Source organism: Lentzea sp. CA-135723 (assembly GCF_050936595.1).
Lineage (GTDB): Bacteria > Actinomycetota > Actinomycetes > Mycobacteriales > Pseudonocardiaceae > Lentzea.
Genome location: NZ_JBNJMK010000001.1, coordinates 5,426,847 through 5,447,971, shown reverse-complemented (window position 1 = coordinate 5,447,971; position 21,125 = coordinate 5,426,847). Strand labels below are relative to the sequence as shown.

The following is a 21,125-nucleotide window of genomic DNA, read 5'->3' as shown; positions in this document are numbered from 1 at the left end:
CGGAATGCCAGTACCGGCGGGGCTACCCTCGGCCACGTCGTCCGGTACCCGCGCCAGGGACTGGAACGTCAGAAGGAGTTAGTCGCATGGACGCGACCCCACGTCCGGCGAGGCTTGCCGTAGGTGTCGTCTCGGCCGGCCGCGTCGGTTCCGTGCTGGGCGCCGCGCTGGCCAGGACGGGCCACGTGGTGACCGGCGTTGCCGCCGTCTCGCAGGCCTCCCGCAACCGCGCTGAGGAACTGCTGCCCGGCGTCCCGGTCGCCGACCCCACCGAGGTCGCCCAGAGAGCCGACCTGGTGCTGCTCGCGGTGCCGGACGACGCGCTGGAAGGCCTGGTCAAGGGCCTCGTCGCCACGAACTCGCTGCGCGCGGGCCAGATCGTCGTGCACACCAGCGGCGCGCAGGGCGTCCAGGTCCTCGAACCCGCCGCCGAACTGGGCGCGCTCACGCTCGCGCTGCACCCCGTCATGACGTTCACCGGCCGCTCGGAAGATCTGCAGCGGATGAGCTCGGCGTGCGTCGGCGTCACGGCCGCGGACGGCGACGAGGTGGCGTGGAGCGTCGGCGAGGCGCTGGTCGTCGAGATGGACGCGGAACCCGTCCGGATCCCCGAGGCCGTCCGCCCGCTCTACCACGCGGCACTGGCCCACGGCGCGAACCACCTGATCACGCTCGTGCGCGACGCCGCCGACCTGCTCACGAACGCGGGCGTCGCCAACGCCGAACGCCTGCTCGGCCCGTTGCTGTCCGCCGCCCTCGACAACGCGCTGCGCCACGGCGACAGGGCCCTAACCGGTCCGGTCGCGCGCGGCGACACGGGTACCTTGCGCAAGCACCTCGGCGTGCTCGCGCGGCAGGCGCCCGAGACCCTCCCCGGTTACCGCGTGCTCGCCCGCCGCACCGCCGAGCGGGCCGAGCGGGCAGGGCTGCTCAAGCCCGACGCGGCAGAAGACGTTCGCACCACTCTTGAGGACTGACGTGACGAAGCCACTGACCAAGGACGACTACCGCCCGGACGACGTCACGGTGCACCGCGACCCCGAGCGGCTGAACCGGGTGATCAAGGCCCTGCGGGGCGCCGGCCGCAACGTCGCGCTGGTGCCCACCATGGGCGCCCTGCACGCGGGCCACCGGCAGCTGATCCGCGAGGCCAAGGTCATGCAGAACACGGTGATCGTCGTGTCGATCTTCGTGAACCCGCTGCAGTTCGGGCCGAACGAGGACCTCGACGAGTACCCGCGCCAGTTCGAGTCCGATGTGGACATCTGCCGCGAGGAACGCGTCGGCATCGTCTTCGCGCCGTCCGTCGAGGACATGTACCCCGCCGGCGCGCAGGTCACGATCAACCCGGGCCCGCTCGCCGACGAGCTGGAGGGCGCGGTCCGGCCCGGCCACTTCGCGGGCGTGCTCACGGTCGTGTCGAAGCTGTTCAACATCGTGCAGCCCACGTACGCCGTGTTCGGGCAGAAGGACTACCAGCAGCTCCAGCTGATCCACCGGATGGCGCGCGACCTCAACTTCCCGCTCGACGTCGTCGGCGTGCCGACGGTCCGCGAGCACGACGGCCTCGCGCTGTCGTCCCGCAACGCCTACCTGACCCCGGAGCAGCGGCACAGCGCCGTCACGCTGTCGGCGGCGCTGACCGCCGGCGCGCACGTCAGCGCGGCCGGTGCCGACGCCGTGCTGAAGGCAGCGCACGACGTGCTGGCGCAGGTGCCCGAGGTCGAGCTCGACTACCTGGAGCTGCGCGGGCCGGACCTCGGTCCCGCGCCGGAGAACGGCGACGCGCGGCTGCTCGTGGCGGCCCGCGTCGGTTCCACCCGCCTGATCGACAACATCGCGGTGTTGCTCGGCGAAGGCGACGAGTAGGGGGATGCCATGTTCCGCACGATGCTGAAGTCCAAGATCCACCGCGCCACCGTGACGCAGGCGGACCTGCACTACGTCGGCTCGGTGACGGTGGACGAGGACCTGATGGAGGCCGCCGACCTGCTGGCGGGCGAGCAGGTCGCCATCGTCGACGTCACCAACGGCGCCCGGCTGGAGACCTACGTCATCCCCGGCGAGCGCGGCACCGGCGTGCTGGGCATCAACGGCGCCGCGGCGCACCTCGTGCACCCCGGCGACATCGTGATCCTGATCGCCTACGGGCAGATGGACGACGCCGAGTCGCGGACGTACAAGCCGCGCGTCGTGTTCGTGGACGCCGACAACAGGGTCGTCGACCTCGGCGCCGACCCCGCGCACGCGCCGGAGGGGTCCGGTCTGGTGAACGGCTCCACGAGCGCGCCTTCTTCTGAGACCGTTGAGGCGACCGCGCTCGACGCGTTGATCAAGACCGAGAACTGAGGAACCACACGTGCTGCTCGCCATCGACGTCGGCAACACCAACATCGTGCTCGGTCTGTACGACGGGGTCGGCGACTCGGCCCCGCTCGTGCGCGACTGGCGGATGCGCACCGACGCCAGGATGACCGCCGACGAGCTCGCGCTGACCATGCGCGGCCTGCTCGGCGAGTACGCCGACAAGATCACCGGCATCTCCGCGCTGTCCACCGTGCCCGCGGTGCTGCGCGAGCTGCGGGTCATGCTCGGCCGCTACTACGACGCGGTGCCGAAGATCCTCGTCGAGCCGGGCGTGAAGACCGGCGTGCCGCTGCTCGTCGACAACCCGAAGGAGGTGGGCTCGGACCGCGTGATCAACACGCTGGCCGCGCACCACCTCTACGCGACCTCGTGCATCGTGGTCGACTTCGGCACGTCCACGAACCTCGACGTGATCTCGTCGCGCGGCGAGTTCCTCGGCGGCGCGCTGGCGCCCGGCATCGAGATCTCGGTCGACGCCCTCGCGTCGCGTGCCGCCCAGCTGCGCAAGGTCGAGCTGGTCAAGCCGCGCAACGTGATCGGCAAGAACACCGTGGAGTGCCTGCAGTCCGGCATCGTCTACGGGTTCGTCGGGCAGGTGGACGGGCTGGTGCGCAAGATCACCGAGGAGCTCCAGCAGATCGACGCCGGCCCCGTGACGGTGATCGCCACGGGCGGGCTGGCGCCGCTGGTGGTCGCGGAGTCCTCGACGATCGCGCACCACGTGCCCGACCTGACCCTGCTGGGGTTGCGCATGGTCTTCGAGCGCAACATGCCATCGGTCACTCGCTGAGTCGCACCATGCGGTAGGCCTCCGCGCGCAAGGGGACGTCGAACGGACCGTTCGACGTCTCCGGGCGTTCGCGCAGGAACGCCAGCATCTTCTTGTTGATCGCGGCACGTTCCTCGTCGTCGATGACGAGCATCCGCGAGTACGTGTTGGTCGTGGCGACGACCTCCTCCGGAGACTCCCTGCGCAGCGCGTGCGGGAACACCGCGTTGTCCGCCGGGCCGAACGCCGGGTGCGCCATGATCTCGCTCGGGGTGTTGCGGCCGGACTCGACACTGCCCTCCGACACCTCGGAGAGCTCGGACAGCCACTCGACGTCCGGGTCCTCCACGATCCACATCGCGACCAGCACACCGCCGGGCCGCAGCACGCGGGCGATCTCGGGAAGTGCCCTCTCCTGGTCGAACCAGTGGAACGCCGTGCCGACGAACACCGCGTCGACGGTCTGGTCAGGAACGGGAATGTGCTCTGCGTGGCCCGGCAACGCGCGCACGCCGTGCACACGGCGCACCAGTTCGGACAACATCTGCTCGTTGGGCTCCACCGCTGTCACGCGGTGGCCCTCGGCGCACAGGACCGAGGTCAGCTTGCCGGTGCCGGCGGCCAGGTCGAGCACGTCGAGGCGCTCGGTCGTGCCCAGTGGCTCCAGTGCCCACCGGATCGCCGCCACGGGATAGTCAGGGCGGTGTTCGGCGTAGGCCTCGGCCTGCGCGCCGAACGAGTCCGCTCGTCTCGCGTGTAGATCCATCCGTCCAACTTAGTGAGAGAACCGGCGCACATGTTGGTCCGGTCGGCGCTGTCCGCCGAATTAGCGGTATCCGGTTCGCTCTGTCATAGCCGGTGTCCGTACCCTTCTCGGCGTGAGTGAGCAGCCGAAGCAAAACCTCGTGACCAGCGAAGAAGACCTGCCAGAGCAGATGCGCGTGCGCCGGGAGAAGCGTGCGCGGCTGCTCGCTTCCGGTAAGGAGCCGTATCCCGTCGAAGTCGCGCGCACGCACACGTTGCGCGAGATTCGCGACGCGCATCCCGAACTCGAACCCGACACCCAGACCGGTCAGGTCGTGGGCATCACCGGCCGGGTGATGTTCATGCGCAACACCGGAAAGCTGTGCTTCGCCACGTTGCGCGAAGGCGACGGCACCGAACTGCAGGCGATGCTGAGCCTCGCCGGTGTCGGTGAAGAAGCGCTTTCCGAGTGGAAGACCGACGTCGACCTCGGCGACCACGTTTTCATCCACGGCGAGGTCATCAGCTCGCGCCGCGGTGAGCTTTCCGTGATGGCCGACGAGTGGCAGCTGACGTCGAAGTCGCTGCGCCCGTTGCCGACCCTGCACCAGGAACTCGGCGAGGAAACCCGCATTCGCCAGCGATACGTCGACCTGATCGTGCGGCCGATGGCGCGCGACACTGTTCGGACCCGTGCGAACGTGGTTCGTTCCTTGCGCGACTCGTTCCACCGGCGCGGATTCCTCGAAGTCGAGACGCCGATGTTGCAGTCGCTGCAGGGCGGCGCGACCGCGCGTCCGTTCATCACGCACTCGAACGCGCTCGACATCGACCTGTTCCTGCGCATCGCGCCGGAGCTGTACTTGAAGCGCTGCGTCGTCGGTGGCATCGAGAAGGTCTTCGAGATCAACCGCAACTTCCGCAACGAGGGTGTGGACTCGTCGCATTCGCCCGAGTTTTCGATGCTGGAGTACTACGAGGCGTACGCCACGTACGACTCGAACGCGGTACTGACGCGCGAGCTGATCCAGGAAGCGGCGGAAGCCGTGACGGGTTCTCAGATCGTCACGTTGGCGGACGGCACCGAGTACGACCTCTCGGGTGAATGGACGACGCTCAGCATCTACGAGTCGTTGTCGGATGCTGTTGGTGAGGAAATCACCCCCGAGACGCCGGCCGAGACGCTGCGCAAGCTTTGTGACCGCCACGAACTCGAGGTCAACCCGAAGTTCGGGCACGGCAAGCTGGTCGAGGAGCTGTGGGAGCACCTGGTGTGCGACTCGCTCTACGCGCCCACGTTCGTGCGTGACTACCCGGTCGAGACGTCCCCGCTGACCAGGCAGCACCGCAGCAAGCCGGGTGTCGCCGAAAAGTGGGATCTGTACGTGCGCGGATTCGAACTCGGCACCGGTTACTCCGAACTGGTGGACCCCGTCATCGAGCGGGAACGCCTGGAAGCACAGGCTCGTCTTGCGGCCGCGGGTGACAACGAGGCGATGCCGGTCGACGAAGACTTTCTGCGATCACTGGAGTACGGAATGCCACCGAGTGGTGGCGTCGGAATGGGTATCGATCGCCTCCTGATGGCCCTCACGGGTCTGGGTATCCGCGAGACCATCTTGTTCCCGCTCGTTCGCCCTGAATGAGTAACTTTCCGGATGTCGATAGGTGCAATGCGGCACCCGTGCGCTAACCTGCCTCGCAGAAGGCTTTAGTTGGCGACGCGGGTGACCGCGCATTCGGGGTCCTGGAGGAACGCATGGCGCAGAAGGTCACGGTGACCCTCGTCGACGATCTGGACGGTTCCACTGCGGAGGAGACCGTCGAGTTCGGGCTGGATGGTGTCAGCTACACGATCGACCTTTCCTCGGGCAATGCGGGCAAACTGAGGGACGCTCTCGCGGACTTCGTCGGAGGCGCCCGTCGCGCCGGTGGCCGCAAGCGCATCGGACCGGGTCGTCCGGCGGGCAGCGTGAAGGCGCGCCCCGCCTCGGCGGATCGTGAGCAGAACCAGGCCATTCGCGAGTGGGCCCGCAAGCAGGGCATGAAGGTGTCGGACCGCGGCCGCATCCCGGCCGAGGTGCTCGACGCCTACCACCAGCAGGGCTGAAAATTCGGTAAAGCACGAAGGGGTTCCGGGGATGATTCCTCGGAACCCTTCGCGTTATGTGAGTGACTGATCAACTACTTGCGGGCAGAACGATGCGATCCAAACGATGTCGTGAAACGTTTTGCTTCTGATCTTTTAGTTGATCTGACAACGGGTTGGTATTTCTCTGCTCACTACTCGGTCTCGCCGGCCGCGCGCACGCGTGGAGCTGTGGTCAGTGGTGGTGATGTGACCAGAACTTCCGTCCTGAGTCTCGGTCCTCCCGTCTCGGTCAGTTAGGGTTACCTGTCCTAACTGGAGCGAGGAGGGTGGGCCTTGGGTCGAAGGTCGTCAGGCCTGCTCTTCCTGCTGGTCGTGCTGGTCGCCGTCTGCCTGGCGAGCATCGCGATCGGCTCGAAGGAGATCCCCCTGTCGGGGGTCTGGCACGGTCTCTTCACGCCGACCGGCGTCGAGGACGACGTGGTGATCCGCGAGCTGCGGATCCCGCGCACGTTGCTCGGCGTCGTCGTCGGCATCGCGCTCGGTGTGGGCGGCGCTCTCATGCAGGGCCACACGCGCAACCCGCTCGCCGATCCCGGCATCCTCGGCGTCACGCACGGCGCGGCACTCGCGGTGGTGTTGTCGATCTTCCTGCTCGGGGTGAACTCGCTGGTCGGGTACATCTGGTTCGCGTTCGCCGGCGCGATGATCGCGAGCGTCGTGGTGTTCCTGCTCGGGTCCGCCGGGCGAGGTGGCCCGTCACCGGTGACGCTGGCGCTCGCCGGCGCCGCCGTGTCCGCGCTGATGAACGGCCTGGTGTCGGCGATCGTGCTGCTCGACCAGCAGTCGCTCGACGCGTTCCGGTTCTGGCAGGTCGGCGCCATCGCGGGCCGCGACCTGGCGGTGCTGACGCAGGTGGCGCCGTTCCTCTTCGCCGGCCTCGTCATCGCCGCGTTCAACGCGCCCGGCCTGAACGCCATGTCGCTCGGCGAGGACGTGGCGAAGTCGCTCGGCGTCGACGTGAAGCGGACGCGCGGGCTCGGCATCTTCGCCATCACGTTGCTGGTGGGCGGGGCCGTCGCCGCGTGCGGGCCCATCGGGTTCCTCGGGCTCGTGGTGCCGCACGTCGCGCGTGCGTTCACCGGCCCGGACTACCGCTGGATCCTGCCGTACTCGGCCCTGCTCGGGGCGATCCTGATCCTGTTCGCCGACATCGTCGGCCGGGTGGTCGCCCGCCCGTCCGAGGTGGAGGTCGGCGTGATGCTGGCGCTGATCGGCGCGCCGTTCTTCATCTACCTCGTGCGGCGCAAGAAGCTGGTGAAGATTTGACGACGACAGAGGTGAAGAGGACCCCCGCGGCCGCGAAGCCCGCTCTCCGGCTGGGCGCCGCCTCGTTCCGCCTGCGCCGCCGCCCGCTGCTGGTGGTGGCGGTGGCACTGGTCGTGCTGGCGTGCCTGCTGGTCGCCGACATCATGATCGGAGACTTCCCGCTCACGGCCGGCCAGGTCGTCGACGTGCTGTTCGGCGGAGGAACGCGCCGCGACCAGTTCGTGGTGATGGAGCTCCGGATGCCGCGCGCGCTCACCGGCCTGCTGGTCGGTGCCGCGCTGGGCCTGTCCGGCGCGATCTTCCAGGCCATCGTGCGCAACCCGCTCGCGTCGCCGGACATCCTCGGCGTCACCTGGGGCGCGGGCGCGGGGGCCGTCTCGGTGATCACGTTCGCGGGGTCGCTGGGCGTCGTCACGGGCAGCGCGGCGTCGATCGGCGTGCCGCTGGCCGGGTTGCTCGGCGGCCTGCTCGCTGGTCTGCTGGTCTACGCGCTGGCGTGGCGGCAGGGCATCGAGGGCTTCCGGATGGTGCTGGTCGGCATCGGCGTCACGGCCGTGGCCGGCAACTTCACCCACTACCTGCTGACCGTCGGCGACGTGCAGGACGCCGGCCGCGCGATGGTGTGGATCACCGGCTCGCTCAACGGCCGCGGCTGGGAGCACGTCGTCCCGGTGGCCGTCGCGCTGGTCGTGCTGGTCCCCGTCGCGCTGATCGGCGGCCACGTGCTGGGCGCGCTGCAGTTCGACGACCAGACGTCGCGCGGCCTGGGCATCCGGGTCAACGTCGCCAGGTCGTTCCTGATCATCGTGGCGATCGTGCTGGCGTCCGTGGCGACGGCCGCGGCGGGCCCGATCACGTTCGTCGCGCTGGCCTCGCCGCAGATCGCGCTGAGGCTCTGCGGCACCGCGCAGCCGCCGTTGTTCGGCTCGGCCGTGATCGGCGGCGCGCTGGTCGTGCTGTCGGACCTGGTCGCTCGGACGATCTACACCACCGAACTGCCCGTCGGGGTGATCACCGCCGTGCTCGGTGCGCCCTACCTGATGTTCCTGCTGATCCGAAGCCGCCGGGAGGCGCGGGTATGAGTGTGCGTCTTGAGGCTTCGTCGCTGTCGATCGGCTACGGCGAGCGGCTGATCGTCGACAGCCTGGACCTGTCGATCATGGGAGGGACGGTCACCGCGGTGATCGGCCCGAACGGCTGCGGCAAGTCGACCCTGCTGAAGGCGCTGGGGCGGCTGCTCCCCGCGCGGTCCGGCGCCGTGCTGCTCGACGGCAAGCAGATCGAGTCGATGTCGACCAGGGACGTCGCCCGCGTGCTGGGGATGCTGCCCCAGTCGCCGTCCGCGCCGGAGGGCCTGACGGTCGCGGACCTCGTCGCGCGCGGCCGGCACCCCCACCAGTCCTGGTACAAGCAGTGGTCCTCGGACGACGCCGCCGCCGTCGACGCCGCGCTGGAGATGACCGGCATCCTCGACCTGGCCGAGCGGACCGTCGACGAGCTGTCCGGCGGGCAGCGGCAGCGGGCCTGGATCTCGATGGCGCTGGCCCAGGGCACGGACCTGCTGCTGCTCGACGAGCCGACGACCTACCTGGACCTCGCGCACCAGATCGACGTGCTGGACCTGGTGCAGGAGCTGCACGCGTCGATGGGCCGCACGATCGTGATGGTGCTGCACGACCTGAACCTCGCGGCTCGCTACGCGGACAACATCGTCGCGATGAGGGCGGGCAGGATCGTGTCGCAGGGGACGCCGGCCGAGGTGCTCACCGAGCAGATGCTGCTGGAGGTCTTCGGACTGGACGCCCGCGTCGTCGAGGACCCGGTGTCCGGCACCCCGCTGGTCGTCCCGGTCGGGTCGCGGCACCGGCTGCCGGAGCCGGAGGCTCAGAGCGGGTAGGGGCCGCGACGGGCCCGCGCGTCAGGTGCAGGTGCGCGGGCACGCCGAGCAGGGCTCGGCGTTCGGCAGCACGTAGTGGAAGCAGCAGCTGTTCCGCTTGCGCTTCCAGCCTTCGTCGGTGAGGTGCAGCGTCGAGGCCGACACGAACGGCTCGAGCTTCTCCGGCAGGATCAGCGCCGCGTCCGTGACGCCCGCGTTCTCGTCGCCGAACAGGCGCCCGGCGGCCCACGGGCCGTACTCCAGCATGTCGGTCGCGGCAGCCCAGAGCGTGCGGCGGCCGAAGCGGACCACCTTGCCGAAGGACGCGACGAACTGGGCCGCGTGGGCGGCGTAGCGGGCGCGCAGGATCGCGGCCAGCGCCGCCTCGTCCGCGACGACCGTGGCGGCCGGGTGGTTAGAGGCCGGGTCGTCGGGCAGGCACGCGAACTCGTCGCACATCAGCGCGATGCCGTTGGGGTGCGGGCGGCCCTCGGTGCTGATCCGGAACGCCAGGTCGGCCGGCTTGAGCGTCGGCACCCGGCGGGCGGTGTGGAAGAGCAGGCCCGCGAGGTAGCCGGGCTGGTGCAGGTACCAGCCCATGATGTAGCCGGCGGTGGCGCGGTCGTCGGACTCGCCGTACTGCTCGACCATCCACTCGGCGAGGTCCTTGCGCCACAGGTCGAACCGCGACGGCTCGGCCAGCAGGTCCGAACAGATCGTCCATTCCTGCGCGGGCACGGGCGTGCCGAACCTGATCTCGGAACCGGTCTGCAGGCGGGCGATGGATTCGGCCAGTGGCGTGAGCGCGCGCGGGTTCTGCTGTGAGACCCTCGCAGGTACGGTCAACGCGCAAGTCCAATCTCATCTATGAGGCTTGCCTAACCTTACCCAAGATCGCGCGTCTTATGCCTCCCGAGGTGTCCCCGGTCACAGGAGTATCGCTCAACGGTGGCTTGTTCGCGTTCAGCGGACATCGCCCGATCCGTGGAATCCGTCGCTCCCGACCTGCGTTGATGCAGACGTCAACGTTCACCGGACGCGGCTTGCCGCTGATGGGAACCACAGGCCTCGGTACCGCCCACTACAGTGGAGCCACGGTGCCGCGCTCACCAGGGTAGATCGGTGGAGCCGAGGACCGCCGACGCAGCAGTCAGGGAGTGCGAATGTTCGAAAGGTTCACCGACCGCGCGAGGCGGGTGGTTGTCCTTGCCCAAGAAGAGGCACGGATGCTCAACCACAACTACATCGGCACCGAGCACATCCTCCTGGGTCTGATCCACGAGGGTGAAGGTGTCGCCGCCAAGGCGCTCGAGTCGTTGGGGATTGCGCTGGAAGGCGTCCGCCAGCAGGTCGAGGAGATCATCGGCCAGGGGCAGCAGGCCCCCAGCGGTCACATCCCCTTCACCCCACGTGCGAAGAAGGTCCTGGAGCTCTCACTGCGTGAGGCGCTTCAGCTCGGCCACAACTACATCGGCACCGAGCACATCCTGCTCGGCCTGATCCGCGAGGGCGAGGGCGTCGCCGCCCAGGTCCTGGTGAAGCTCGGCGCCGACCTGAACAGGGTGCGGCAGCAGGTGCTGCAGCTGCTCTCCGGCTACTCCACCGAGAAGGGTGCGGCGGAGTCGACCGGTCGTGGCGAGGGCACGCCCTCGTCGTCCCTGGTGCTGGACCAGTTCGGGCGCAACCTCACTGCCTCGGCGCGTGAGGGCAAGCTCGACCCGGTCATCGGGCGCACCAAGGAGATCGAGCGGGTCATGCAGGTGCTGTCCCGCCGCACCAAGAACAACCCGGTCCTCATCGGCGAGCCCGGCGTCGGCAAGACCGCCGTCGTCGAGGGTCTCGCGCAGATGGTCGTCAAGGGCGAGGTGCCCGAGACGCTCAAGGACAAGCAGCTCTACACGCTCGACCTCGGCTCGCTGGTCGCGGGCTCGCGCTACCGCGGTGACTTCGAAGAGCGCCTGAAGAAGGTCCTCAAGGAGATCCGCACGCGCGGCGACATCATCCTGTTCATCGACGAGATCCACACGCTCGTCGGTGCGGGTGCCGCCGAGGGCGCGATCGACGCCGCGTCGATCCTCAAGCCGATGCTGGCTCGCGGTGAGCTGCAGACGATCGGTGCCACCACGCTCGACGAGTACCGCAAGCACGTCGAGAAGGACCCCGCGCTGGAGCGCCGCTTCCAGCCGATCCAGGTGGGCGAGCCGTCGCTCGAGCACACCATCGAGATCCTCAAGGGCCTGCGCGACCGGTACGAGGCGCACCACCGCGTCTCGATCACCGACTCCGCGCTGGTCGCCGCCGCCACGCTGGCCGACCGGTACATCAACGACCGGTTCCTGCCGGACAAGGCGATCGACCTCATCGACGAGGCGGGCGCGCGCATGCGCATCCGCCGGATGACCGCGCCGCCGGACCTGCGCGAGTTCGACGAGAAGATCGCCGACGTGCGTCGCGACAAGGAGTCCGCGATCGACGCGCAGGACTTCGAGCGCGCCGCCAAGCTCCGTGACGCGGAGAAGCAGCTCCTGGGCCAGAAGGCCGAGCGGGAGAAGCAGTGGAAGGACGGTGACCTGGACGTCGTCGCGGAGGTCGACGAGGAGCAGATCGCCGAGGTCCTCGCCAACTGGACCGGCATCCCGGTGTTCAAGCTCACCGAGGAGGAGACCTCGCGTCTGCTCCGCATGGAGGACGAGCTGCACAAGCGGATCATCGGCCAGACCGACGCGGTCAAGGCCGTGTCGCAGGCGATCCGCCGCACCCGCGCCGGCCTGAAGGACCCGAAGCGCCCCTCCGGCTCGTTCATCTTCGCCGGCCCGTCCGGTGTCGGTAAGACCGAGCTCTCGAAGGCGCTCGCGAACTTCCTGTTCGGCGAGGACGACGCGCTCATCCAGATCGACATGGGCGAGTTCCACGACCGCTACACGGCGTCGCGGCTCTTCGGTGCCCCTCCCGGTTACGTCGGCTACGAAGAGGGCGGCCAGCTCACCGAGAAGGTGCGCCGCAAGCCGTTCTCCGTCGTGCTCTTCGACGAGATCGAGAAGGCGCACAACGAGGTCTACAACACGCTGCTCCAGGTGCTGGAGGACGGCCGCCTGACCGACGGTCAGGGCCGGACGGTGGACTTCAAGAACACCGTCATCATCTTCACGTCGAACCTGGGCACGTCCGACATCAGCAAGGCCGTCGGCCTCGGCTTCACCTCGGGTCAGGACACCGCGTCCAACTACGAGCGCATGAAGAACAAGGTCAACGACGAGCTGAAGAAGCACTTCCGCCCCGAGTTCCTCAACCGCATCGACGACATCATCGTCTTCCACCAGCTGACTCAGGACGAGATCATCAAGATGGTGGACCTGATGATCGCCCGCGTCGAGACGCAGCTGAAGAACAAGGACATGGCCCTCGAGCTGACCGACAGGGCCAAGTCCCTGCTCGCGAAGCGCGGGTTCGACCCGGTGCTGGGCGCCCGCCCGCTGCGCCGCACGATCCAGCGCGAGATCGAGGACCAGCTGTCGGAGAAGATCCTGTTCGGCGAGATCCAGCCGGGCCAGATCATCATCACCGACATCGAGGGCTGGGACGGCGTCTCGGACGACCACGACAAGGCGAAGTTCGTCTTCCGCGGCGAGGCCAAGCCGAACCGCGTGCCGGACGCCCCGCCGGTCGACCTGACCGCCACGGCGGCCATCGAGCAGCAGGACGCCCCGGCGTCCGAAACCGAGTGATCTAGGCACCACGCGCAGACCGGCCCCCAGGCTCACCGAGCCCGGGGGTCGGTCTCGTTCTGTCACGCGCCTCACTCAGCCGGGTGGATTCGCCCGTTTTGCTGCCGGACAGCCGGTTCACTGCCAGCATGGACCCTGCCCGCACGATCAACTCGGTCGCGCGCTGACGAGGGACTCGGGGGACGGTCGTGGCGGCGGAGTTCGACCAGTTGATCGCTCAGTTCGAGCGATTTCAGGCCCAGGTGCATCGGGTCGACCAGCAGTTCGGGAACCTCGGTGAGATGCAACAGCAGCTGACCGAACTGGAGGCGGTGGCCACCTCGGCCGACCGCGCGGTCACGGTGGTGGCAGGCCCCTCGGGGTCCATCAAGGACATCAGGCTCACCGACCAGGCGATGCGCCGCCCACCACACGCGCTGGCGGCCGAACTGATGTCGACCTTGCAGAAGGCGGTAGCGGAAGCAGCGCGCCGCCAGGCCGGGATCGTCGAAGGCGCCCTGGGTGACGACATGCACCTCAAGGACCAGGTGCTCGAAACCCAGGCCCAGCTGTTCGGCATGAGCACCGAGGACCTGCGTCGAGCAACAGCGGACGAAGGCACTCAGCCCACTGCCGCACCACCTGCCGCGGCGCCTCCGCCACCAATGCCACCACCACCCGCGTCACCGAGCCAGGGCCGTCCACCGGCTCCCCCTCCGCCGCCTCGCCGACCCGCGGCCGACCCGGCTGATGACTTCTCCGACCAGAACGTCCTGCGCGGCGACACCTGGGCCACGGGGTCGTCCCAGACGCCGCCGCCGTCCAAGAAGGACGATCGGTTCCTCAACCTCTACGACGACGAGGACGGTGGCCGATGAGCGGCTTCGACGTCAATCCGGAGGAACTCCGGCAGTTCGCGGGCAAGCTCGAAGCTCACCAGAGCCGGGCCGCGCAGATCGCCGGGCTCGTCGACATGGCGGACGTCGGCGACAAGTCGTGGGGCGTCGTCGGCCTCATCACCAAGGACGAGTACACCCAGATGCTCGGTGACCTGAAAGACCTGTTCACCGACATGCAGGAAGGGCTTCAGTCCGGCGCCGGCAAGTTCCGGGGCACCGCGCAGGGCTACGCGGACCAGGAAGAGGCGTTGAAGAAGATCTTCAACGGCATCCAGGTCGAGATCGACCGGAAGTAGGGACGCACCGTGGCGGAGCAGAAGACCAGCGCCGGTGGCGTCGAGATCACGGTCGGGGAGAAGACCACCGGCAGGAAGATGGCGGAGGCCGCCCCGTTCTACGGGAACTACCTCAAAACCGCCGACGCGGCCGGCAAGTTCAGCGATGGCGCGGACGGTTCCGAGGTGACCGCACTGGTCTCGGAGGGTGCAGCTGTCGTCGGTTCTCTCGGAACGTCGGCTTACGGCATCGCGACCGACCCGATCGGCTGGTTGGTCGGGCAGGGGCTGAACTTCCTGATCAGCGTGGTGCAGCCGCTCGAAGACGCGATCCACTTCGTCAGCGGCGACGGTCCCGCGTTGCAACAGGCGGCGGAGAACTTCAACAACATCGCCAAGGGCGTTGCCGACATGAGGGCGAAGTTCGACGCTGACCTGCAGAGCGCCGTGCAGACCTGGGGCGGGCAGGCGTCCGAGGTGGCCGGCACGAAGCTCGGCGAGTTCGCCAACGGCATCGACGGTGTCGCGGGTCAGGCGGGCGAACTCGCGAGCATGCTCCAGATCTCCAGCATGATCATGACGATCGTCGAGGACTTCATCAAAGCGATCCTCACCGAGCTGATCACCTGGCTGGTCATGATCTGGATCCCGGCCCTGGCGGCCGCGGTACCGAGTTTTGGTGCGTCGACTGCCGCGGCGGGGGCGGCCACGGGTGTTCGTGTCGCGACGACCGGCAGCCGGGTCGCGCGCATCGTGGCGAGGTTGCGCCAGTTCCTCGACAAGATCCTGGCTTTCCTGCGCGGCCTTGCGGGCAGGGTCAAGAACGTGCGGACAGCTTTTCAGAAGTCCATGGCGGACAAGAAGACGAACGTCGCGCTGGCCGATCTCACCAAAGAGGTCAGCAAGAAGGACCTGGATCGCGGCTTTCCCGGCGTTCCGGTGCCGGCAGTCGCCAAGTTGTGGGGCAGCGACGGGGGCTTGATTGGCGAGCGTGTCGCGAGCGGATTCCCCAAGGCGATGGGCAAGGCGGCGATCGACGCGGTGCGCGGCCAGTTGGGTGTCGGCGCGGGAGCGAACGCGGGCGTCGACAAGCCCGTGCGGAACTTCGGCAACTATCAGAAGAGCACCGAGTACGACGACACGGGCGCAGACCGTCAGAAGCAGCGGATCGAAGGAGATCTCGACCTCTGATGGAGATCTTGAAGTTGTTGTGGCCCAGTCTTGCTGTGATCGCGTTCTCGCTCAGCGCCGTGGCCGTGCGGCGGTGGTGGCAGCTCCGCCGCAACCGCAAGGCCGACGCTGACCAGGCCGTCGCCCTGGCGCCGCTCGCCGCCGAACTCGGTGGTGAGGTGGTCGGTGCCGACCGGGCGGCCGCGTGGTCGGCTGATCTGCGGGGACCGCTCGCGAGCCACGTCACCGGGTTCGTCGACAAGCTCCTCCAGCGCTCCAAGCCCAGGTACGACCTGGCGTTGGACTTCCGGCGCGGGCCCTGGCACGTGCGGGTGGCGCAGGCCTCGATGAGGCGGCAGGGATCGCGGGGAGTGATCAGGCTGCAGGAGCACCGGTTCGAGGTGTCCACGGCCCGCATCGCTCCCATGCGGCTCACCCGGCGTCAGCACACCGACTTCCTCGGTCGCTCGGTCGCGCCGGGCTACCTGAGCGGGTGGCTCGCCGCGCAGCCGCTCACCGTGGCGCGCACGAACGCCGAGTGGTTGCCCCTGCGCCTGCCGCCTGAGACCGACCACGAGTTCGCCGTGTTCGCCAACGACCTCGCCGTCGCGTCCCGGGCCTTCACCCCCGAGGCGCTGGAATGGCTGGTGGACCAGGCCGACGCGTTGCCCGTCGTCATCGGGCGGTTCCTGTCGCTCACGTTCGAGAACGGGATCGTCTACACCACGATGCGCGGGCCGATCGACGAGCAGACGGTGCTGCCCGTCGTCGACGCGATCGTCGGGGCACTCGATCGCATGCCGGACGTGCGGCCGCGACATCCGGCAGCCGTGTGAGTCGCCGGAAACAGATCAGCCGAAGTCACCTGGACATCTGAACGGCGATTTTCGGTGGGGCAACGAGAAGGGCTTGCCGGCCGTCCTCTGGAGCATGGGCACCACACCGGAGACTGACGACCGGTCGGCGACACTGCACGGCGTGGTCACCACCGAGGTGAAGGCGCCGAGGAGCGGTTTCGCCACGTTCTTGCTGTTCGTGTGCGCGCTGGCGTTCGTCGCGGCGGCGCTGGTCAGACTGCTCGGCATCGACGGGACGCGGTACATGATCGCCGCGACGTCCCTCACGCCCTACTACACCGTCGTGGGGCTGCTGATCGGGTTGTTCGCGCTCATGCGCAGGCGCTGGGTCATCGGGCTGACGATGACGTTGGTGGGGATCGTGCTGGTCGCGAACGTGGCGCCGCGGGCGTTCTCCGACGCGCGGCCCAACGGGGTCGGGCAGCAGGTCCGGTTGATGACCTCGAACCTGCTCACCGGCATCGCCGACGCCGAGTTCCTCGTGCAGGAGGTGAAGAGGCGCGGCGTCGACGTCCTGGCCATGCAGGAGCTGACGCCGGAGATGGTGCGCGACCTCGAACGGGCCGGGCTGAACCAGGTGCTGCCCAACCGGGTGTTCCTCGACGAACCGGGTGGGTCCGGCAGCGGGATCGCGTCGCGGTTCCCGCTGCAGCGGCGGAACCTGACGCCTCCCGGCACGTTGCAGCAGGCAGGGGCGGTGGTCGACCTGCCGGGCAAGGACATCGAGGTGGTGTCGGTGCACCCGTTGCCGCCCGTGGTCACCGACGGGCCGGAGGCGTGGCAACGTGAGCTGGCCGGGCTGCCCTCGCCCGACTCGACCGGTGCGCTGCGGGTGCTGGCGGGCGACTTCAACGCCACGCTCGACCACGTCGGGCTCACCCGGCTGCTCAACAAGGGGTACGTGGACGCGGCCGACCAGGTCGGCAAGGGGCTGATCCACACCTGGCCCAGCGACAGCGGGGTCTGGCCGCCGCCGGTCACCATCGACCACGTGCTGGTCGACTCGAAGATCCTCGTCGACACGGTGGACGTGTTCGACGTGCCCGGCAGCGATCACCGGGCCGTCGTCACGCAGTTCGTCGTGCCAAGGCTGTGAGGGCCTCCAGCGCGCCCGCGGGCAGGGAGACGCCCCTGCCGTGGCGGACGTCCGGTTCGCGCGTGTTGATGCGGATGAGGGCCCCGGAAGCGGCACTGGCGAGTTCGGCCTGACGTCGCACGGTCGGCACGGCGGTGCCGGCGCCGATCTCGACCACCACCAACCGCTGCCGCGCGCGCCGCCACTCGTTCAGCTCGTCGAGCTGCCGCTGGCTGCGGTGCGGCACCCAGCCCCAGTCGCCGAACATCAGGATGTTGGGCCGCGCCAGCCCGCCGCAGTTCGGGCACGACGGCAGATCGCCCACCGCCCGCATCGTCACCGGGTCGACCTCGACGTCGAACGAGCACTCCCAGATCTCGTCCGTGCACGGCTCCACGCACTGGGCGTGGTGGATCGACCCGTGCACCTCCGCGACGTCCGCGAAGCCCGCCTTCTGGAACTGACCGTCCACGTTGGACGTGAACACCCGCGCACCCCACGACCGCAGCACGGCGAAACCCTCGTGCGGCACGGTCTCGCGGTACAGCCGCAGCCGATGGCCGTAGAAACCCCACGCCAGCGCGGGATCGTCGGCGAAGTGCACGGGGTCGGCGATCTCCTCGAACTTCAGCCCGAGCCGCTCGTACGGCGGGTACGCCCGCCAGAAGCCCTCGGTGCCGCGGAAGTCGGGCAGACCGGAGTCGACCCCGATGCCGGCACCGGCGCAGACCAGAACGGCGTCCGCGCCGGCGATCAGCTCGGCGGCCCTGTCGTAGGCCTCTTCGATCACTGCTTGGGCTTGCTGCCCAGCACGACCTCGAACTCCAGCAGGTCGGCCCCGGACGACACGGGCCTCGCCCGCTCGCCGGAGTGCGCCTCCGCGCTGGCCTGGCTCCCGCGCCACGCCACGAAGTCCTCGTGCGTCTCCCAGTGCGTCACGACGAAGTAGCGGTCGTCGCCGGAGACGGGCCGCAGGAGCTCGAAGCCCAGGAAGCCGGGCTGCTCGTCGACCGCGCCCAGCCGCGCGGCGAACCGCTTCTCGAGCTCGGGGCCGTTGCCCTCGGGGACCTTGATCGCGTTGATCTTCACGACTGCCATGACACCGACTCTAGCGGCGCACACCGACAGGCAGCAGGTACTGATCGTCGGGAATGCCCGAGTCCCGGAACCACGCCTTGAAGAACCCGGTCAGGTCCTGCCCGGAGGCCTTCTTGAAGTGGTCCTCGAACTCCGGCCACGACGCGTTGCCGTCGCGGTGCCCGGTCACCCAGGACTGCAGGGCCTTGAAGAACACGTCGTCGCCGACCTGCTTGCGCAGCGCGTGCATGCCGAGCAGGCCCTTGTCGTAGACGCCGCGGAACTCGTTGCCCTTGCCCATGTCGTAGAGCTTCGGCGCCCAGAACGACGACCGCTCGCGCCGCTGCTCGACCTGGTCGCGGTAGCGCTGGTCGAGGTCCTCGCCCTCGTGCTCCAGCCACAGCCACTGCGCGTAGGAGGCGAGGCACTCGTTGATGCAGATGTCCGCCCAGTTCTTGATCGACACCGCGTCGCCGAACCACATGTGGGCGTTCTCGTGCACGAGCGTCTCCAGGTCGGCCCAGGCGGCGTAGATCGGGCGCGTCTGGGTCTCCAGCGAGAACCCGATCTGGTCGGCCACCCAGATGCCGCCGGCGGCGCGCTGCGGGTAGGGGCCGAACTTCGTCGCCAGGTACGCCAGTACCTCCGGGGCCTGGTCCTGGATCGGCTTCTTGGCCGCGGAGGTGCCGGGCGCGTAGGCGTCGACCACCGGCGTGCCGTCCGGCAGCGTCGACCGCACGACCTCGAACTTGTCGATCGCCACCGTGGCCACGTAGGTCGCGAGCGGGGTCTCCTCCGACCAGTTGAACGTCGTCCAGCCGCCGTCGCGCGTGACAGGTCCCTCGAGGCCGTTGGAGATCGCCGTCCAGCCGTCCGGGACACGGGCCGCGATCTTGAGCGCCGCCTTGTCCTTCGGAGTGTCGTTGGCCGGGAACCACGTCGTCGCGGAGTGCGGCTGACCCGCGGCGAAGGCACCGCCGGTGGACGAGATCTGCCAGCCGCTGCGGCCCAGCGAGGCGTCGTTGATCGTCGTGGGCTCGCCGCCGTAGGTGACGACGGCCGTGAACGGCCTGCCCTGCGCGAGCGGCGCGGACGGCGTGATCACGAGCTCGTGGTCGCCCTGCTGCGCGAACTTCGCGGCCTGCCCGCCGACCTTCACCTCGCTGACCTTCAGGCCTTCGAGGTCGAGGTTGAAGCGCGAGAGGTCCTCCGTCGCCGTTGCGGTGATGGTCGCGACGCCGTCGAGCTTCTTGGCTTCCGGGTCGTAGGTGATCGCGAGGTCGTAGAGCGTCACGTCGTACCCGCTGTTGCCGTCCGTCGGGTAGTACGGGTCGCCCGCGCCCGCCCCGGCCTCCACCGCGGCCTCGGACGACGTGTCCTGACGCGCCGGGTCGTTGCTCGGCGTTCTGAACACCACGAGCAGACCTGCGACGAGCACGATCAACACCAGGGCGATCAGGTACGGGCGGGCCTTCATGCGTTAATCATCCCTGTGTCGGTGGTCGAGTTCGGCGGAACGGGTCAGGGCGTGCTGCTCCTGCACGGCCTGATGAGCAGGGCCACCGCCTGGTGGCCGGTCGCGCAGTGGCTCCAGCCCTTCGGTCGGGTGGTCGGCATCGACCAGCGCGGACACGGCCGCAACCCGACGCGGGGCCCGTTCCGCACCGAGGACTTCGTCGCCGACGCCGCCGCCGCGATCGAGGACCTCGGCCTCGGGCCCGCCGTGGTCGTCGGGCACTCCATGGGCGGGCTGCACGCGTGGTGTCTCGCGGCGACCCGCCCGGACCTGGTGCGCGCGATTGTGGTCGAGGACTTCGCCCCGGACAACAGGGGCCGCACCGTCGACGAGTGGAAGTGGCTCTTCGACGCGTGGCCGGTGCCCTTCCAGTCGCTCGGGCACATCACCGCGTACTTCGGCTCGCCGCTGTTCGGCGAGTACTTCGAGGAACGCGCGGACGGCTGGCACCTGATCGCCTCGATGGACGACCTGTACGCGATCGCCGGCCACTGGGGCACGCGCGCGTACTGGGACTTCATCGACGCCGTGGCGTGCCCGTCGCTGGTCATCGAGGCAGGCCGGGGCGGGCAGCTACCAGGGCAGATGGCAGAGGCGGCACGACGATCCGGCGGCCGGTACCTCTACGTCGAGGAGGCCGGGCACGTCGTGCACGACACCGCGCCGTGGGTCTACCGCGGGGCCGTGGAGGCCTTCTTGAGCACGTCGATCTCGCCGGTCTGAGTGTCGACGACCGAGACCTCGCGGACCTTCGCGCGGATCGGCTCGACCGGGAAGACCTGGGCGAACGCGGCCTTCATCGCCTCGTCGTCGACGTCGTGCACGAGGGTGCAGTGCGGGACCCAGTTGCCCGGCAGGTAGTACGCGCTCGGGTTCTTGACCTTGCTCGCCAGGACGTCGTGGATGGCGCTGTGCACCGCCAGCAGTTCGGTGTCGACGACGGCGGCGAGCATCAGCACGTTCTCGGACGTGGAGAAGGTGCTGAGGGAGTGCAGGTAGAGGTCCGGCATCCAGAGGCGTTCGAGGTCCTCGCGCAGTTCCTTGCGGACCTTGGGGCCGATGGTGGTGGCCACGGCGTAGGTGAGGTGCGGCGGGTACTTGAAGGTCCCGCCGGCCCGCTTCTGCAGCTCGCGGACGCGCTTGTCCGCCGCGTCGTCGAAGAACGCCACCAGCGCGTGCATTCGCTCGCCCCCTTGTCGGATTGTTCAACGATCAGTGTGTGGGATTGTTCAACGATTCGGCCGTTGGGTGTCTCGCCGGCTCGATCGGGATCGGTTCGCGGGCGTGGCGCCGTCGTTCGCACCGGACTCCGCCGCTGGTAGTGCGTGCAGAGGGAGAATGCTTCCGGTGGCCGGGTGGCCGGGTGGCCGGGTGGCCG

At 68.9% G+C, this 21,125-nt stretch carries 22 protein-coding genes; 16 read left to right on the top strand and 6 right to left on the bottom strand.

What is annotated here, in order from left to right; genetic code table 11:
- Positions 1-86 precede the first annotated feature (86 nt).
- The 4 genes from ACQEU1_RS24855 to ACQEU1_RS24840 are packed head-to-tail and all read left to right on the top strand — an operon-like array spanning position 87 to position 3,157.
- Positions 87-977 carry a Rossmann-like and DUF2520 domain-containing protein gene (locus tag ACQEU1_RS24855; protein WP_433206200.1) on the top strand — a complete coding sequence of 297 codons (891 nt, stop codon included), beginning with the start codon at positions 87-89 and terminating at the stop codon, positions 975-977.
- Between the two features lies 1 nt (position 978).
- Positions 979-1,869 carry a pantoate--beta-alanine ligase gene (gene panC / locus ACQEU1_RS24850; protein WP_433206197.1) on the top strand — a complete coding sequence of 297 codons (891 nt, stop codon included), beginning with the start codon at positions 979-981 and terminating at the stop codon, positions 1,867-1,869.
- 9 nt (positions 1,870-1,878) lie between these two features.
- Entirely contained in the window at positions 1,879-2,349 is a 471-nt protein-coding gene (gene panD, locus ACQEU1_RS24845; protein WP_433206194.1) for an aspartate 1-decarboxylase, read from the top strand.
- A 10-nt stretch (positions 2,350-2,359) separates the two neighbouring features.
- Complete coding sequence (locus ACQEU1_RS24840; protein ID WP_433206191.1) at positions 2,360-3,157, top strand: type III pantothenate kinase; 798 nt, start codon at positions 2,360-2,362, stop codon at positions 3,155-3,157.
- Here the strand turns inward: ACQEU1_RS24840 and ACQEU1_RS24835 are convergent.
- Complete coding sequence (locus tag ACQEU1_RS24835; RefSeq protein ID WP_433206188.1) at positions 3,147-3,902, bottom strand: class I SAM-dependent methyltransferase; 756 nt, start codon at positions 3,900-3,902, stop codon at positions 3,147-3,149. The genes ACQEU1_RS24840 and ACQEU1_RS24835 overlap by 11 nt on opposite strands.
- A 169-nt stretch (positions 3,903-4,071) precedes the next feature.
- On the opposite strand from ACQEU1_RS24835, the gene lysS reads away from it, so the two are divergent.
- From lysS to ACQEU1_RS24810, 5 genes are all read left to right on the top strand, one after another.
- Complete coding sequence (lysS, locus tag ACQEU1_RS24830; RefSeq protein ID WP_433211728.1) at positions 4,072-5,526, top strand: lysine--tRNA ligase; 1,455 nt, start codon at positions 4,072-4,074, stop codon at positions 5,524-5,526.
- A 113-nt stretch (positions 5,527-5,639) separates the two neighbouring features.
- Positions 5,640-5,990: a histone-like nucleoid-structuring protein Lsr2 gene (locus tag ACQEU1_RS24825; RefSeq protein WP_285647728.1), complete on the top strand. Its 351-nt coding sequence runs from the start codon at positions 5,640-5,642 to the stop codon at positions 5,988-5,990.
- A gap of 315 nt (positions 5,991-6,305) precedes the next feature.
- The gene (locus ACQEU1_RS24820) at positions 6,306-7,298 is read left to right on the top strand and encodes a FecCD family ABC transporter permease (RefSeq protein ID WP_433206184.1); all 993 of its coding nucleotides are present in this window, start codon (positions 6,306-6,308) and stop codon (positions 7,296-7,298) included.
- An 11-nt stretch (positions 7,299-7,309) separates the two neighbouring features.
- Positions 7,310-8,380 (top strand): FecCD family ABC transporter permease, encoded by a 1,071-nt coding sequence (locus ACQEU1_RS24815; protein WP_433206181.1) that lies wholly within the window; start codon positions 7,310-7,312, stop codon positions 8,378-8,380.
- Positions 8,377-9,195 carry an ABC transporter ATP-binding protein gene (locus ACQEU1_RS24810; protein WP_433206178.1) on the top strand — a complete coding sequence of 273 codons (819 nt, stop codon included), beginning with the start codon at positions 8,377-8,379 and terminating at the stop codon, positions 9,193-9,195. Before ACQEU1_RS24815 ends, ACQEU1_RS24810 begins: the two co-directional genes overlap by 4 nt.
- A gap of 21 nt (positions 9,196-9,216) precedes the next feature.
- Here the strand turns inward: ACQEU1_RS24810 and ACQEU1_RS24805 are convergent, their stop codons facing one another.
- Positions 9,217-10,020 (bottom strand): (2Fe-2S)-binding protein, encoded by an 804-nt coding sequence (locus tag ACQEU1_RS24805; RefSeq protein ID WP_433206175.1) that lies wholly within the window; start codon positions 10,018-10,020, stop codon positions 9,217-9,219.
- A gap of 317 nt (positions 10,021-10,337) precedes the next feature.
- Here ACQEU1_RS24805 and ACQEU1_RS24800 point away from each other — a divergent pair, with 317 nt between their 5' ends.
- The 6 genes from ACQEU1_RS24800 to ACQEU1_RS24775 all read left to right on the top strand — a co-directional run bounded on the left by ACQEU1_RS24800 (position 10,338) and on the right by ACQEU1_RS24775 (position 17,175).
- A complete protein-coding gene (locus ACQEU1_RS24800) occupies positions 10,338-12,899 on the top strand; it encodes an ATP-dependent Clp protease ATP-binding subunit (RefSeq protein ID WP_433206172.1) in 2,562 nt (853 codons plus the stop codon).
- A gap of 188 nt (positions 12,900-13,087) precedes the next feature.
- Positions 13,088-13,756, top strand: coding sequence for a YbaB/EbfC family nucleoid-associated protein (locus tag ACQEU1_RS24795; protein ID WP_433206169.1), 669 nt, complete (start codon positions 13,088-13,090; stop codon positions 13,754-13,756).
- Positions 13,753-14,073 carry a WXG100 family type VII secretion target gene (locus ACQEU1_RS24790; RefSeq protein ID WP_433206166.1) on the top strand — a complete coding sequence of 107 codons (321 nt, stop codon included), beginning with the start codon at positions 13,753-13,755 and terminating at the stop codon, positions 14,071-14,073. Before ACQEU1_RS24795 ends, ACQEU1_RS24790 begins: the two co-directional genes overlap by 4 nt.
- 9 nt (positions 14,074-14,082) lie before the next feature.
- Positions 14,083-15,243 carry a WXG100 family type VII secretion target gene (locus ACQEU1_RS24785; RefSeq protein WP_433206163.1) on the top strand — a complete coding sequence of 387 codons (1,161 nt, stop codon included), beginning with the start codon at positions 14,083-14,085 and terminating at the stop codon, positions 15,241-15,243.
- A complete protein-coding gene (locus ACQEU1_RS24780; RefSeq protein ID WP_433206160.1) occupies positions 15,243-16,058 on the top strand; it encodes a hypothetical protein in 816 nt (271 codons plus the stop codon). Before ACQEU1_RS24785 ends, ACQEU1_RS24780 begins: the two co-directional genes overlap by 1 nt.
- A 73-nt stretch (positions 16,059-16,131) precedes the next feature.
- A complete protein-coding gene (locus tag ACQEU1_RS24775) occupies positions 16,132-17,175 on the top strand; it encodes an endonuclease/exonuclease/phosphatase family protein (protein WP_433206157.1) in 1,044 nt (347 codons plus the stop codon).
- On the opposite strand, the gene ACQEU1_RS24770 is transcribed toward ACQEU1_RS24775, so the two are convergent.
- The 3 genes from ACQEU1_RS24770 to ACQEU1_RS24760 are packed head-to-tail and all read right to left on the bottom strand — an operon-like array spanning position 17,147 to position 19,708.
- A complete protein-coding gene (locus tag ACQEU1_RS24770; protein WP_433211725.1) occupies positions 17,147-17,941 on the bottom strand; it encodes an SIR2 family NAD-dependent protein deacylase in 795 nt (264 codons plus the stop codon). The genes ACQEU1_RS24775 and ACQEU1_RS24770 overlap by 29 nt on opposite strands.
- Positions 17,941-18,252 carry an antibiotic biosynthesis monooxygenase family protein gene (locus ACQEU1_RS24765; protein ID WP_394614285.1) on the bottom strand — a complete coding sequence of 104 codons (312 nt, stop codon included), beginning with the start codon at positions 18,250-18,252 and terminating at the stop codon, positions 17,941-17,943. Before ACQEU1_RS24765 ends, ACQEU1_RS24770 begins: the two co-directional genes overlap by 1 nt.
- 10 nt (positions 18,253-18,262) lie before the next feature.
- Entirely contained in the window at positions 18,263-19,708 is a 1,446-nt protein-coding gene (locus ACQEU1_RS24760; protein WP_433206153.1) for a M1 family metallopeptidase, read from the bottom strand.
- Between the two features lie 15 nt (positions 19,709-19,723).
- On the opposite strand from ACQEU1_RS24760, the gene ACQEU1_RS24755 reads away from it, so the two are divergent.
- Positions 19,724-20,470: an alpha/beta fold hydrolase gene (locus tag ACQEU1_RS24755; protein WP_433206150.1), complete on the top strand. Its 747-nt coding sequence runs from the start codon at positions 19,724-19,726 to the stop codon at positions 20,468-20,470.
- Here the strand turns inward: ACQEU1_RS24755 and ACQEU1_RS24750 are convergent.
- Positions 20,419-20,928: a 2'-5' RNA ligase family protein gene (locus ACQEU1_RS24750; protein ID WP_433206147.1), complete on the bottom strand. Its 510-nt coding sequence runs from the start codon at positions 20,926-20,928 to the stop codon at positions 20,419-20,421. The two genes, ACQEU1_RS24755 and ACQEU1_RS24750, sit on opposite strands and share 52 nt — an antisense overlap.
- Positions 20,929-21,125: the final 197 nt, after the last annotated feature.